The sequence below is a fragment of the Paracoccus haeundaensis genome (assembly GCF_006239215.1).
GTDB classification, from domain to species: domain Bacteria; phylum Pseudomonadota; class Alphaproteobacteria; order Rhodobacterales; family Rhodobacteraceae; genus Paracoccus; species Paracoccus marcusii.
Map to the genome: position 1 here is coordinate 22,350 of NZ_VDDC01000040.1, position 12,190 is coordinate 34,539.

Annotated in this window: 12 protein-coding genes; 6 read left to right on the forward strand and 6 right to left on the reverse strand. The window is 68.6% G+C overall.

The annotated features are described in order from the left end of the window. Window positions 1–3: 3 nt before the first annotated feature. Window positions 4–1,062, reverse strand: a complete 1,059-nt coding sequence (ribA, locus tag FHD67_RS17155; protein WP_139599437.1) for a GTP cyclohydrolase II — start codon at window positions 1,060–1,062, stop codon at window positions 4–6. Window positions 1,063–1,197: 135 nt separating this feature from the next. On the opposite strand from ribA, the gene FHD67_RS17160 reads away from it, so the two are divergent. Then, window positions 1,198–1,884, forward strand: coding sequence for a response regulator transcription factor (locus FHD67_RS17160; RefSeq protein ID WP_042249906.1), 687 nt, complete (start codon window positions 1,198–1,200; stop codon window positions 1,882–1,884). 164 nt (window positions 1,885–2,048) lie between these two features. Here FHD67_RS17160 and FHD67_RS17165 read toward each other — a convergent pair whose 3' ends face one another. Beyond that, on the reverse strand, window positions 2,049–3,020 hold the full coding sequence (locus FHD67_RS17165) for a glutathione S-transferase family protein (RefSeq protein ID WP_139599438.1): 972 nt from the start codon (window positions 3,018–3,020) through the stop codon (window positions 2,049–2,051). 57 nt (window positions 3,021–3,077) lie between these two features. After that, a complete protein-coding gene (locus FHD67_RS17170) occupies window positions 3,078–4,394 on the reverse strand; it encodes an MFS transporter (protein ID WP_139599439.1) in 1,317 nt (438 codons plus the stop codon). 118 nt (window positions 4,395–4,512) lie between these two features. On the opposite strand from FHD67_RS17170, the gene FHD67_RS17175 reads away from it, so the two are divergent. Next, entirely contained in the window at window positions 4,513–5,298 is a 786-nt protein-coding gene (locus FHD67_RS17175) for an exodeoxyribonuclease III (RefSeq protein ID WP_139599440.1), read from the forward strand. On the opposite strand, the gene nhaC is transcribed toward FHD67_RS17175, so the two are convergent. Then, a complete protein-coding gene (nhaC, locus tag FHD67_RS17180; RefSeq protein ID WP_139599441.1) occupies window positions 5,295–6,791 on the reverse strand; it encodes a Na+/H+ antiporter NhaC in 1,497 nt (498 codons plus the stop codon). The genes FHD67_RS17175 and nhaC overlap by 4 nt on opposite strands. A 136-nt stretch (window positions 6,792–6,927) precedes the next feature. Here nhaC and trxA point away from each other — a divergent pair, with 136 nt between their 5' ends. The 4 genes from trxA to FHD67_RS17200 are packed head-to-tail and all read left to right on the forward strand — an operon-like array spanning window position 6,928 to window position 9,335. Continuing rightward, window positions 6,928–7,833: a thioredoxin gene (gene trxA / locus FHD67_RS17185; RefSeq protein ID WP_045983712.1), complete on the forward strand. Its 906-nt coding sequence runs from the start codon at window positions 6,928–6,930 to the stop codon at window positions 7,831–7,833. A gap of 3 nt (window positions 7,834–7,836) precedes the next feature. Beyond that, the gene (locus FHD67_RS17190) at window positions 7,837–8,463 is read left to right on the forward strand and encodes an LON peptidase substrate-binding domain-containing protein (RefSeq protein WP_045983713.1); all 627 of its coding nucleotides are present in this window, start codon (window positions 7,837–7,839) and stop codon (window positions 8,461–8,463) included. Next, window positions 8,460–8,651 carry a Trm112 family protein gene (locus FHD67_RS17195; RefSeq protein ID WP_045983714.1) on the forward strand — a complete coding sequence of 64 codons (192 nt, stop codon included), beginning with the start codon at window positions 8,460–8,462 and terminating at the stop codon, window positions 8,649–8,651. Before FHD67_RS17190 ends, FHD67_RS17195 begins: the two co-directional genes overlap by 4 nt. Window positions 8,652–8,675: 24 nt before the next feature. Further along, entirely contained in the window at window positions 8,676–9,335 is a 660-nt protein-coding gene (locus FHD67_RS17200; RefSeq protein WP_052715222.1) for a rhomboid family intramembrane serine protease, read from the forward strand. 25 nt (window positions 9,336–9,360) lie between these two features. On the opposite strand, the gene FHD67_RS17205 is transcribed toward FHD67_RS17200, so the two are convergent. After that, window positions 9,361–10,221 (reverse strand): DUF2268 domain-containing putative Zn-dependent protease, encoded by an 861-nt coding sequence (locus tag FHD67_RS17205; protein ID WP_052715223.1) that lies wholly within the window; start codon window positions 10,219–10,221, stop codon window positions 9,361–9,363. Between the two features lie 37 nt (window positions 10,222–10,258). Next, window positions 10,259–12,190: DNA translocase FtsK (locus tag FHD67_RS17210; protein ID WP_246071332.1), on the reverse strand; the 1,932-nt coding region annotated here is incomplete at its 5' end.

The window sequence follows — 12,190 nt, forward strand, 5'->3', positions numbered from 1 at the left end:
CGGTCACAGCAGATGCCCCGATTTTTCGGCCTTCACATCCAGATAGCCGGTGTTGTGACGGTTGCGCGGCACGATCAGCGCCACCCGTTCGGGGACCGCGATGCCATGGGCCTGCATCATCGCCACCTTGCGCGGGTTGTTGGTCATCAGGCGCACGGCGCCGAAACCCAGCCGTCGCAGCAGCGCCGCGCCGATGCGGAAGTCGCGCTCGTCATCCTCGAATCCCAGGCGGTGGTTCGCCTCGACGGTGTCAAAGCCCTGGTTCTGAAGGTCATAGGCGCGCATCTTGTTGGCCAGCCCGATGCCCCGCCCCTCCTGGTTCAGGTACAGCAGCACCCCCGCCCCCGCCTGCCCCATCGCGGCCAGCGCGGCGTTCAGCTGCGGCCCGCAATCGCATTTCAGGCTGCCCAGCACGTCGCCCGTGAAGCAGGCCGAATGAAGCCGCGCCAGGACGGGCGCGTCGCGGGGCGGGTCGCCGATCTCGATCGCGTAATGCTCCTCTCCACCGTCATCGGGACGGAAGATGTGCAGCCGCGACCGCTCCGCCGACAACAGCGGCAGGCGCGCCGCCGCGACCGGGGCCATCGCGGCCTCGGCCGCAAGCTGCGCCAGAACCGGACCCGCGGGCAGGCGCGTCAGGCCCGGCGGCGCGGGGGCCGCGACAAGCAACATCGCGGGCAGCAGCTGCGCCGATTTCGCCAGCGCCAGCGCCGCGCGATGGGGTCCCGCATCGCCGTCGCGCAGGGTGGTCAGCGGCCCCTTCATCGGGGTCATCAGGTCACCTGCGGGATCGGCCAACGCCCGCAGCCCCGCCAGATCGGCCCCCATGGGCAGCGCAACCCGCGCCAGATCGCCGTCATAGGCGCGCGCCTTGAGCGTTTCGGCCCGTCGTCCGGTCAGGGCCAGGACGGTGGGGCCAAGCGCGCGCAGATCGGCCAGACGCGCGGGCGACAGCGTCTCGACCGCGGCCGCCAGATGGTCGCCCAAGGCCACCGGCAGGCCCATGCGCAGGTCGGCGCGGGCGCGGGCGATGGTCTCGGGCAGGGTCGGGATCAGGCTCATGGGGCTACGCATTCTTGAAACAGTCTGAAACATAACGCACCGATCCGACAACTCCATGTGAGGATTCGCACATGGTGCTGGACGGTCCGGGCCGCGACGCCCAACTCATTGCGCAATGACGCAAAGGAGGCAACCATGGCCGGACTGAAGAAGATCCTGCTTGTCGATGACGAGGAAGACCTGCGCGAGGCCCTGGCCGAACAGCTGGTCGCGACCGACGATTTCGACGTGACCGAGGCCGGCAGCGGCGCCGAGGCGGTCGAAGCCACCAAGAACGCCATCTTTGACCTGGTGGTCCTGGATGTCGGCCTGCCCGATACCGACGGGCGCGAGCTGTGCAAGAAGCTGCGCAAGCTGAACGTCAAATGCCCCATCGTGATGCTGACCGGGCATGACACCGATGCCGACACGATCCTGGGCCTGGATGCGGGCGCCAACGACTATGTCACCAAGCCGTTCAAGTTTCCGGTCCTGCTGGCCCGCCTGCGCGCCCAGCTGCGCACGCATGAACAGTCCGAGGACGCGATCTTCCAGCTTGGGCCGTACACGTTCAAGCCGTCGATGAAGATGCTGATCGACACCAAGGACCGCAAGATCCGCCTGACTGAGAAGGAGACCAACATCCTCAAGTTCCTGTACCGCGCGCAGGACGGGGTGGTGGCCCGCGACGTGCTGCTGCACGAGGTTTGGGGATACAACGCGGGCGTGACCACGCACACGCTGGAGACGCACATCTATCGTCTGCGCCAGAAGATCGAGCCGGATCCGTCGAACGCGCGCCTGCTGGTCACGGAATCAGGCGGCTATCGCCTGGTCGCCTGAGGCATCGGCGGGTTTCTGCGCAGACAACTTTGCCGGGAACCCAAGTCCTGATGTGACGTTCTGTCCCCGAAGCCCAGTGGTCGGCGGATGCGGCCACACCCCTCCCTCTCTGTTCTGCCCCGGCGTTCCCTGCGCCGGGGCTTCTTTTTTTGGCGGCCGTCCGGTCAGCGCCCGTGCGGCGCGGTCCAATCCGCGTCCGGACCGATCGGCACGATGCGGTGCGGGTTGATCATGTCGTGGCTGTAGTAATAGTGCCGCATGAAATGATCCGGATGGATCGTCCGGGCGACGCCCGGCCACTGGTACAGCTCGCGTGCCCAGCCCCACAGGTTCGGATAGTCGACGATGCGGCGGCGGTTGCACTTGAAATGCGTGTGATAGACGGCATCGAACCGGACGATGGTGGTGAACAGCCGCCAGTCGGCCTCGGTGATGCGGTCGCCGGTCAGATAGCGGTGTTCGGCCAGCAGCCCCTCGATCCCGTCCAGGCTGTCGAACAGCGGATGGACCGCCTTGTCATAGGCCTCCTGGGTGGTGGCGAAGCCCGCCTTGTAGACGCCGTTGTTGACCGTGTCATAGACGCGGTCGTTGATCGCCTTGATGCGCGCGCGCAGGGGTTGGGGCCAGTAATCGTCCGTGTTGCCGGTCACGCCGTCAAAGGCGCTGTTGAACATGCGGATGATGTCGGCGCTTTCGTTCGACACGATCCGGCCGGTCTGGCGGTCCCACAGGACGGGGACGGTGACGCGTCCCGACATGTCGGGCGTGTCCTTCAGATAGACCTGGCGCAGATAGTCCAGGCCGAACTGCCGGTCGCCCGTGGCGCCGTCGAAATCGGTGCGAAATTCCCAGCCCTCGCTCAGCATCTCGGGATGGACGACCGAGATGTCGATGTGATCCTCTAGACCTTTCAGCGCGCGGAAGATCATCGTGCGATGCGCCCAGGGACAGGCATGGCTGACATAGAGGTGATAGCGTCCCGATTCGGCCGCGAACCCGCCCTCGCCCGTCGGCCCCGCCTGCCCGTCCGAGGTCACCCAGTTGCGGAACTTGGCCGTGTCGCGCTTGAACTCTCCCCCGGTGCTGTCGGTGTCATACCATTCGTCCTTCCAGACGCCGTCGACCAGCTGGCCCATGTGAACTCCTTTCGGTGATGTGACGGGGCAACGGGCGGGGGGCCGCCTTGTTCCCCGTCACCCGATGGCGCGGTCGCGGGTCTCGATGCGGATCAGCAGCAGGGCCGCCGCCGCCAGCAGCAGCAGCACGGCGAAACTGCCGATGGCCAGGCCAAAGCCGCGCGCAAAGACGACGGCCAGCAGGCTGGGCGCCAGGATGCCGCCCAGGCGGGCGACCGCGCTGGCCGTGCCCATGCCCGTGCCGCGCAGATGCGTGGGATAGAGTTCCGGCGTGAACGCATAGAGCGCGCCCCAGGTGCCCAGCAGCGCAAAGCTCATCACGATCAGGGCCGTTGCGACCAGGGCGGGGCTGCTGGCCAGGGCGAACAGGCCGCAGCCCAGGGCCGATAGGACCAGGAAGGCCGCCAGCGTGGGGCGCCGGCCCACCGCCTCGACCCCCCAGGCCGCCAGCGCGTATCCGGGCACCTGCGCCAGTGCCAGGATCACCAGGAAGCCGTATCCGCGCACGAAGCCGAAGCCTTCGGTCGCCAGCTGTCCCGGCACCCAGACAAAGACGCCGTAATAGGACAGCGACACCAGGAACCATACCGCCAGCACGCCGATGGTCGCGCGCCGCAGCGGGGCCGCCATGATCGACGCGGCACCTCCCGACGGCACCGGCGCGGGACGCAGATGCGCGTTGGCGGGCAGCGGCATCGCGCCGTTCACGGCCAGCACGCGGTCGATGACGGCGCGCGCCTCGGCCTGGCGGCCCTTGCGGACCAGGTACATGGGCGATTCCGGAATCCAGAACCGCAGGAAGAACCCGATCAGCGCCGGCATCGCCGCGACCAGGAAGATCCAGCGCCACGGCGCGACGGCCCCCATGCTGGCGGCGGCCCAGGCCGTCAGGGCCACGACGATGGTGCCCACCGCCCAGAACCCCTCCAGCCAGACCAGCCAGCGGCCGCGGTTCCTGGGCGGCAGGAATTCGGCCATCATCGCATAGTCGACGGGCAGAGTGCCGCCCACCGCGACCCCGGTCAGGAAGCGCAGGATCAGCAGCCAGGTGAAATCGCCGGCCATCACCGATGCCAGCCCGAACACCGCGTCCATCGCGACGGTGCCGATCAGCACCCATTTGCGCCCGATCCGGTCGGCCAGTCGGCCGAAGGCAAAGGCGCCGACGAACATGCCTAGGAAGAACACCGTCCCGATCTGCAGCGCGGTCACCCGCTCCAGGCCAAAGGTCGCGGCGACCGAGGGTGCGGCGAAACCCACCGCGATCACCTGCATCGCGTCCGCCGCCCAGACCAGGCCGAAGATGCCCAGCAGGCGCCACTGGAACCGGCCCGTGCCGCCGCGCGTCAGCGCCTCGTCGATGGTCAGTTTCATGGCCGTCCCCCCTTGTCCCAACAGCCCCTTGCATAGCGCGCGGGGATCATATGGCAAGCCTGCGCCTCGACAGGCCGGGGTCGCGCCGCTAGGGTCCGCGCCCAAAGGAGCCTGCCCCATGTTCACCATCGCCACCTGGAACATCAACTCGGTCCGCCTGCGCGAGGGTCTGGTCGCCCGCCTGCTGCAGGAAGAGGCGCCCGACGTGCTGTGCCTGCAGGAATGCAAGTCGCCGGTGGACAAGATCCCGCTGACCCGGTTCGCGGACCTGGGATACACGCATATCGTGGCGCGCGGGCAGAAGGGTTACAACGGCGTGGCGATCCTGTCGCGCCTGCCGCTGGAGGATGCGGGCGACCGCGACTATGCGCAGTTGGGCCATGCCCGCCACGTGGCCGCCCGGCTGGAGAACGGCGTGGTGATCCACAACATGTACGTCCCCGCGGGCGGCGACATCCCCGACCGTGACCAGAACCTGAAGTTCGGGCAGAAGCTGGATTTCCTGTCGGAGATGCGCGACGTGTTCCACGCCGACCGCCCGACCCGGTCGATCCTGGTGGGCGACCTGAACATCGCCCCACGCGAGGACGACGTCTGGTCGCACAAGCAGCTGCTGAAGATCGTCAGCCACACCCCGGTGGAGGTCGAGCACCTGCTGGCCGCCCAGGACGCGGGCGGCTGGGTGGACGTCACCCGGCAGGACATCCCACAGGGCCTGCTCTACAGCTGGTGGAGCTATCGGGCCAAGGACTGGGACGCGGCCGACAAGGGACGGCGGCTGGACCATATCTGGGCCACCGCCGACATTGCAGGCGCCGCCCATGGCAGCCGCATCCTGCGCCCCCTGCGGGGCTGGGAGGGCCCCAGCGACCACGTCCCCGTCATGGCCAGCTTCGACCTCTAGGCGTTCTCGGCCAGGGCGTGGTCGCCCAGGTCCAGCACATCCTCGTTCTGGCGGTCCCACTCGCGGCGCTCGGCGTCGCTGGCCTGCGGCGAGAACCAGCCGGTGACGGCATAGAGGATGCCGATCAGCGGCGCCGTCCAGCAGGCGAAGGCCAGCGGGATGTACAGCAGGTTCGTCAGGTTGCCGTCCATCACGCCCAGCGACAGGGCGGTGATGACGAAGGCCCCGCCCGCGTTCCACGGGATCAGCGGCGACATCAGCGTGCCCCCCTCCTCGACCGCGCGGGACAGGTTTAGCGTGGAATAGCCCATGCCGCGATAGAGCGGCGCATACATCCGCCCCGGCAGCGCGATCGAGATGTAGGGGTCGCCCGCCACCACGTTGGTGGCGAAGGCGGTGCCGATGGCGCTGCTCTGCACGGCGGCAAAGCTTTTGACGCGGCCGATGATGGCGTTGATGATCGCCTCCAGGCAGCCCGTCCGCTCCAGCGCGCCGCCAAAGCCCAGCGCGATCAGCATCAGCGAGATGGTCCACATCATCGACTGGATGCCGCCCGCGTTCAGCAGGCTGTCGATGTCGGCCACGCCCGTCTCGATCGCGTAACCGGACTGTGCATAGGTGAAGACGTCGTGCAGCCCCGCGCCCTGCAGGAAGATCGCGATGATCCCGCCCAGCAGCACCCCCGCGAACAGCGACGGCAGCGGCGGGCGGCGCGTGACGGCCAGAACGATCACCACCAGCGCCGGGATCATCGGCACCCAGCCCAGCGTGAACTGCGCGGCCAGCGTGTCGGTGATCGCGTCGATGCGCGCCATGCTGGTCTCGGCCGGAGAGATCAGCCAGGTCCCCGCGATGAAATAGATGACCAGCGCGATCAGCATCGCGGGCACGGTCGTGGGCAGCATGTTGCGGATGTGATCGAAGATGTTCACCCCCGTCACCGCCGGCGCCAGGTTCGTCGTGTCCGACAGCGGAGAGATCTTGTCGCCGAAGAACGCCCCCGACACGACCGCCCCCGCCGTCCAGTAGGCCGGAATGCCAAAGCCTGCGCCGATGCCCATCAGGGCCACGCCCACCGTGCCCACGGTTCCCCAGCTGGTGCCCAGGGACAGCGACACGACCGCGCACAGCACCATCGCCGCGACCAGGAAGATCTGCGGGTTCAGGAGCGTCAGCCCGTAATAGATCAGGGTCGGCACCGTCCCCGACGCGATCCAGACCCCGATGATCATGCCCACCACGATCAGCACCGACAGCGACGGCATGGACACGTGGATGACGTGAAACACCCCCTCGCGGATGTCCATCCACCCCTGCCCGCGCAGGACGCCCAGAAGGCCGGTGATGGCCAGCCCCAAAATCAGCGGGATGTGCGGGGTGAAATCACTGTAATAGAACAGCTGCAGCGCCAGCAGGCCCAGCGTCAGCACGATGGGCAGCAGGGCCAGCCACAAAGGCGGCAGGCCCGGCCGGGTCGGGGGGGTCTCTGTCATGGTCATGTCCCTCATGTCTTCACACGGCCGTGAGGCCTGCGTGATCGCAACGCACAAACCGGCCCTTTCGTTCAGCCGCCAAGCGCCCCATATTGCGGGGAACACGCCAACCGAACCATGCGGGGCCAGGATGACCATGCTTTTCGAGGGGGCCCAAGCGCCCAAGACCGACGACTTCATCAAGGACGTGACCGAGGCCACCTTCATGGCCGAGGTCGTCGAGGCGTCGATGCAGGTGCCCGTCATCGTCGATTTCTGGGCGCCCTGGTGCGGCCCCTGCAAGACGCTGGGCCCCGCGCTGGAGGCCGAGGTCGCCCGCCACAAGGGCCGCGTGCGCATGGCCAAGATCAACGTGGACGAGAACCAGACGATCGCGGGCCAGTTGCGCGTGCAGTCGATCCCGACCGTCTATGCCTTCTTCCAGGGCCAGCCGGTCGATGCCTTCCAGGGCGCGGTGCCAGCCAGTCAGGTCAAGCAGTTCGTCGACAAGCTGGCCGCGATGTCGGGCGATGACGGCGGCCTGGCCGACGCCCTTGCCGCGGCCGAGCAGATGATCGAGGACAACGAGGCCGCCGATGCCATCGAGACCTTCACCGCCATCATCGGAGAGCTGCCCGACAGCCCCGAGGCCTGGGGCGGGCTGATCCGCGCCCATCTGGCCGCGGGCGACCATGCCGCCGCCGCCTCGACCCTGACGCAGGTGCCAAGCCCCCTGGCCCATGCCGGCCCGGTCGAGGCCGCGCGCGCCAAGCTGGCCCTGGCCCAGCAGGCCGCCAGCGCCGGTCCGTTGGACGATCTGGCCGCCCGTGTCGAGGCCGATCCGGCCGATCAGCAGGCACGGCTGGAATACGCGCAGGCGCTGCATGCCGACGGCCAGCTGGAGGCCGCCATCGACATCCTTCTGGACAGCTTCCGCCGCGACCGCGAGTGGAACGACGGCGCCGCCAAGGCGCAGCTGATCACGATCTTCGACAGCCTCAAGCCCACCGACCCCATCGGGCAGAAGGGCCGCCGCCGCCTGTCCTCGCTGATCTTCGCCTGACCGATGGCGCTGCGTTTCGACCTGCCCGACCGCATCCCGCTGTTCCCGCTGCCCGGGGCCGTGCTGATGCCGCGGGCCCGCATGCCGCTGCACCTGTTCGAACCGCGTTATCTGCAGCTGCTGGAAGACACGCTGAAGACCGATCACCGCCTGATCGGGATGATCCAGCCCGAGGGCGACGGCCTGTCCGCCATCGGCTGCGCGGGCCGGGTCGTGGCGTTCTCGGAAACCGGCGACGGGCGGATGATGATCTCGCTTGGCGCGATCTCGCGGTTCCGCCTGCAGGAGGTCGAGGAGGGCTTTGCCCCCTACCTGCAGGGCCGCGTCGACTGGTCCTCGTTCGGGCGCGACCTGTCCGGCCCGGAGCAGGATCCGACGCTGGACCGCAAGGCGCTGTTTTCGCTGCTGGACCGCTACATGCAGACGCAGGAGCTGTCGACGGACTGGGACGCCGCCGCCGAGGCGGAGGACGAGCTGTTGATCAATTCGCTGTCGATGATGCTGCCCTTCACGCCCGGCGACAAGCAGGCGCTGCTGGAATCGCCCACCCTGGCCGACCGCCGCGAGCTGCTGGTCGGCCTTATCGAATTCGCCCTGCACGGCGGAGAGAACGAGGAACGCCTGCAATGACCGATGCCCCCCTTTTCGACCGCCACATGCTAGAGGCGCTGGTCTGCCCGGTGACCCATGCCACGCTCAGCTATGACGCCCAGGCGCAGGAGCTGGTGTCCCGCACGGCGGGGCTGGCCTTTCCGATCCGTTCGGGCATCCCGATCATGCTGATCGACGAGGCCCGCCAGATCCGCGCAGATGACTGACCCGCGCGCAGGGGCGTGACCGACATGGACCGCCCCGTGGCGATCCCGCGGGTGGCGGCCGCGCGCCGGCCCGAACCTGCCGCCCTGCCCCTGTGGCTGCGGACCGTCATCATCGCCTGCTGCGTTATCGAGGCGTTCTGCTTTGCCGCGCCCATGCTGGGCTTGGGCAGCGCGCGGACGGCCTCGGTGATGCTGGGCGGCTTCTGGGCGCCGCTGGTGGGCGACGGGGTCGGGCTCTATCCCGGTCAGGGGGTCGCGATGTTCCTGACCTACGGCCTGCTGCATTCCGGACCGCTGCATCTGGCGATGAACATGATCTCCCTGGCCGCCGTCGGCCGAGAGCTGGTGCGCATGATCGGATCGGCCCGCATGGCCCTGACCTATCTGCTCAGCCAGATCGCCGCCGGCATGGTCTTCGCCTGGATGGAGCCCGATGCCGGGCCGATGGTCGGCGCCTCGGGCGCGGTCTTCGGGTTGGCGGGGGCGCTGGTCGGCTATGCGGCGATCACCCTGCGCCGCCGTCACCGCCCGATGAGCCCGCTGGTGCGCGCCGTGGCGCTGATCCTGGGGCTCAACGTGGCGCTGACGCTGCTGATGCCGTCGATCGCCTGGCAGGCGCATCTGGGCGGGGGCGTGGCGGGCTTGGTGCTGGGGCTGATCTTTGCCCTGATCCCGCGGCGCTGACCCCCTGCCGACGCCGGTGCGGCCCTCAGCCGTCCTGGGGGGTCCGGGGGGCCTGCCCCCCGGCGTCGCGGGACGCAATCTGCGCGCTTTCGTCATCCGCCACCGCTGCGGTGGTGCTGTCCGTCGCAGGCTGTTCCACCGGGTCAGCGTCACCCGGATCGTCGCTGACCGGCGCATCTTCGATGGCCGCTTCCGGCTCGGCGGCGGCATCGTCGCGGATGACATCTTCGGGATCGAAGGCGTCCTCGATCCCCTCGGCGGCCATCAGGCGCCGCAGCGCCGCGCGGAACTCGTCCGCGGGCTGCCAGACCAGCGATGCCGCATCCTGCCCCTCGACCTGCGCCAGGTGCTCGGCCACCAGGCGGTGCCCGATGCCATAGCCGGTCCATTTGCGCATCCGCCCACGCCCCAGGAACCACTCGCCTTGATCATAGTCACGGCGTGCCCACAGTCCCGCGGCCTGCTTCAGCGTGCCCAGCCCCGGCCGCGTCTGATCCCAAGGGTCGGGCGGCCCGCCCAGAACCTGCTGGACGAAATGTCCCGCCAGCCCCTCGCTGACCAGCGCCTCGCCTAGGGACCGACCGTATCCCGGCCCATCCCACCGCGTCAGGCGATGCAGTGCGTGGATCAGGGTGCGGCGGAAATGCTCAGGCTCGACCCGGTCGGGGTCCAGCGTGATCTCGATGATGCCGGGGGCCGGGGCGTGGCCCGCGATACCCCATTCGGGGATCACCCCGTCGCCCGCCCGCACCACAAGGTCGAACCGGGGCAGGTCCAGATGCGCCTCGGCCATCGCCACCATTTCGCGCGCATGGGCGCGGATCTCGGCCATGACGGGTGTCAGGGCGCTGCGGGCGTTCAGCATGTGCAACTGCCAGATCGTCATGGCCACATCCCGTTCTGGCCGGTCCCTACCGCGGTCATCAGACCTCGGGGACCAGCACCTCGCGCTTGCCGACATGGTTGGCGCTGCTGACAACGCCCTGCTCCTCCATCTGCTCGACCAGGCGCGCGGCCTTGTTGTAGCCGATGGCCAGCTTGCGCTGGATATAGCTGGTGGAACATTTGCGGTCCTTGGCGACGATCATCACGGCCTGATCATACAGTGCATCGTCCGATCCGTCGCCGCCCAGGCCCAGCACCGCGTCGATGTCGTCGGCCTTGTCGTCCTCGGGGCCCTCGACCACGCCCGACTTGTAGCTGGGCGGCCCAAAGGATTTCAGGTGGGTCACGATCTCCTCGACCTCCTCGTCGCTGACGAAGGGACCGTGGATACGGGTGACGCGCGCGCCGTTGCCCATGTACAGCATGTCGCCCTGGCCCAGCAGCTGCTCTGCCCCCTGCTCGCCCAGGATGGTGCGGCTGTCGATCTTCGAGGTGACCTGAAAGCTGACCCGCGTGGGGAAGTTCGCCTTGATCGTGCCGGTGATGACATCGACCGAGGGACGCTGCGTCGCCATGATCAGGTGGATCCCCGAGGCGCGGGCCATCTGCGCCAGGCGCTGGATGCAGGCCTCGATCTCCTTGCCGGCGACCATCATCAGGTCGGCCATCTCGTCGACGACCACGACGATATAGGGAAAGGTCTCGGGCTGGAACTCCTCGGTCTCCCAGATCGCGTCGCCGGTATCATCGTCAAAGCCCGTCTGGACGGTCCGCTTGAACATCTCGCCCTTCTTCAGGGCCTCGGTGACGCGGCCGTTATAGCCCTCGATGTTGCGCACGCCCATCTTGGACATCTTGCGATAGCGGTCCTCCATCTCGCCCACGACCCATTTCAGCGCCACGACGGCCTTCTTGGGGTCGGTGACGACCGGGGACAGCAGGTGCGGGATGCCGTCATAGACGGACAGTTCCAGCATCTTGGGGTCGATCATGATCAGCCGGCATTCGTCAGGAGTCAGCTTGTAGAGCAGCGACAGGATCATGGTGTTGATCGCGACCGACTTGCCCGACCCGGTGGTGCCCGCGATCAGCAGGTGGGGCATCTTGGCCAGGTTCGCCACGACGGGATCGCCGCCGATGTCCTTGCCAAGCGCCAGTGGCAGCGGCTGCGTGCCGTCGCCGAAGGCGCGCGAGGCGAAGATCTCGCGCAGCAGCACCTTTTCGCGCTTGGCGTTGGGCAGTTCGATCCCGATCACGGTGCGGCCGGGAACGGTGCTGACGCGCGCGGACAGGGCCGACATCGACCGGGCGATGTCGTCGGACAGGCCGATCACGCGGCTAGCCTTCAGGCCCGGCGCGGGTTCCAGCTCGTACAGCGTCACGACCGGGCCGGGGCGGACCTCGGTGATCTGGCCCTTGACGCCGTAATCGTCCAGCACCGCCTCCAGCATGCGGGCGTTCTCCATCAGCGCCTCGTGGGACACGGGCACCACGTCGCTGTCCGATGGCGCCGACAGCAGCGCCAGCGGGGGCCGCTCATAGGCGGGGCTGCCGCTGTCGTCGAACCGCAGGGCGGGCTCGGCCTCGGCCCGCGCGCTGCGCGAGGGTTCGGCGCGCTTGGCGGGGGCGATGATCTGGCGCGGCGTCTCGGCGCCGAAGGGGCGCGGGTCGACCGGCTCCTCGGGGGCGGGGGTCGCTGGCGCACCCTCGCGGGCCAGCCGGGACGCGACCGCCTTCAGCACCGACGACTTGGCGGTGCTGGTGCGGATGGCGTCGCTGATGCGGCCGCGGACCTCGGCCTCGGACGGGGCGGCGCCCTCGTAATCCGAATCGCGCTCGATCAGCTCGGGCTCGGGCATCTCGGATTCCAGCTCGAATGCCGGCGGGGCGGAACGGCGGCGGGCAGCGGGTGCGGCCTTGCGGGGGGCGGCGCCCTCGGCGCGCGGTTGGCGCAGGCGCTGCGCCGCGCC

Bases quoted from the DNA above. Each gene is read 5' to 3' on its own strand.
- FHD67_RS17170 (WP_139599439.1), bottom strand. From the start codon at position 4,394: ATGAAACTGACCATCGACGAGGCGCTGACGCGCGGCGGCACGGGCCGG.
- ribA (WP_139599437.1), bottom strand. From the start codon at position 1,062: ATGAGCCTGATCCCGACCCTGCCCGAGACCATCGCCCGCGCCCGCGCC.
- nhaC (WP_139599441.1), bottom strand. From the start codon at position 6,791: ATGACAGAGACCCCCCCGACCCGGCCGGGCCTGCCGCCTTTGTGGCTG.
- FHD67_RS17160 (WP_042249906.1), top strand. From the start codon at position 1,198: ATGGCCGGACTGAAGAAGATCCTGCTTGTCGATGACGAGGAAGACCTG.
- trxA (WP_045983712.1), top strand. From the start codon at position 6,928: ATGCTTTTCGAGGGGGCCCAAGCGCCCAAGACCGACGACTTCATCAAG.
- FHD67_RS17200 (WP_052715222.1), top strand. From the start codon at position 8,676: ATGGACCGCCCCGTGGCGATCCCGCGGGTGGCGGCCGCGCGCCGGCCC.
- FHD67_RS17190 (WP_045983713.1), top strand. From the start codon at position 7,837: ATGGCGCTGCGTTTCGACCTGCCCGACCGCATCCCGCTGTTCCCGCTG.
- FHD67_RS17195 (WP_045983714.1), top strand. From the start codon at position 8,460: ATGACCGATGCCCCCCTTTTCGACCGCCACATGCTAGAGGCGCTGGTC.
- FHD67_RS17175 (WP_139599440.1), top strand. From the start codon at position 4,513: ATGTTCACCATCGCCACCTGGAACATCAACTCGGTCCGCCTGCGCGAG.
- FHD67_RS17205 (WP_052715223.1), bottom strand. From the start codon at position 10,221: ATGACGATCTGGCAGTTGCACATGCTGAACGCCCGCAGCGCCCTGACA.
- FHD67_RS17165 (WP_139599438.1), bottom strand. From the start codon at position 3,020: ATGGGCCAGCTGGTCGACGGCGTCTGGAAGGACGAATGGTATGACACC.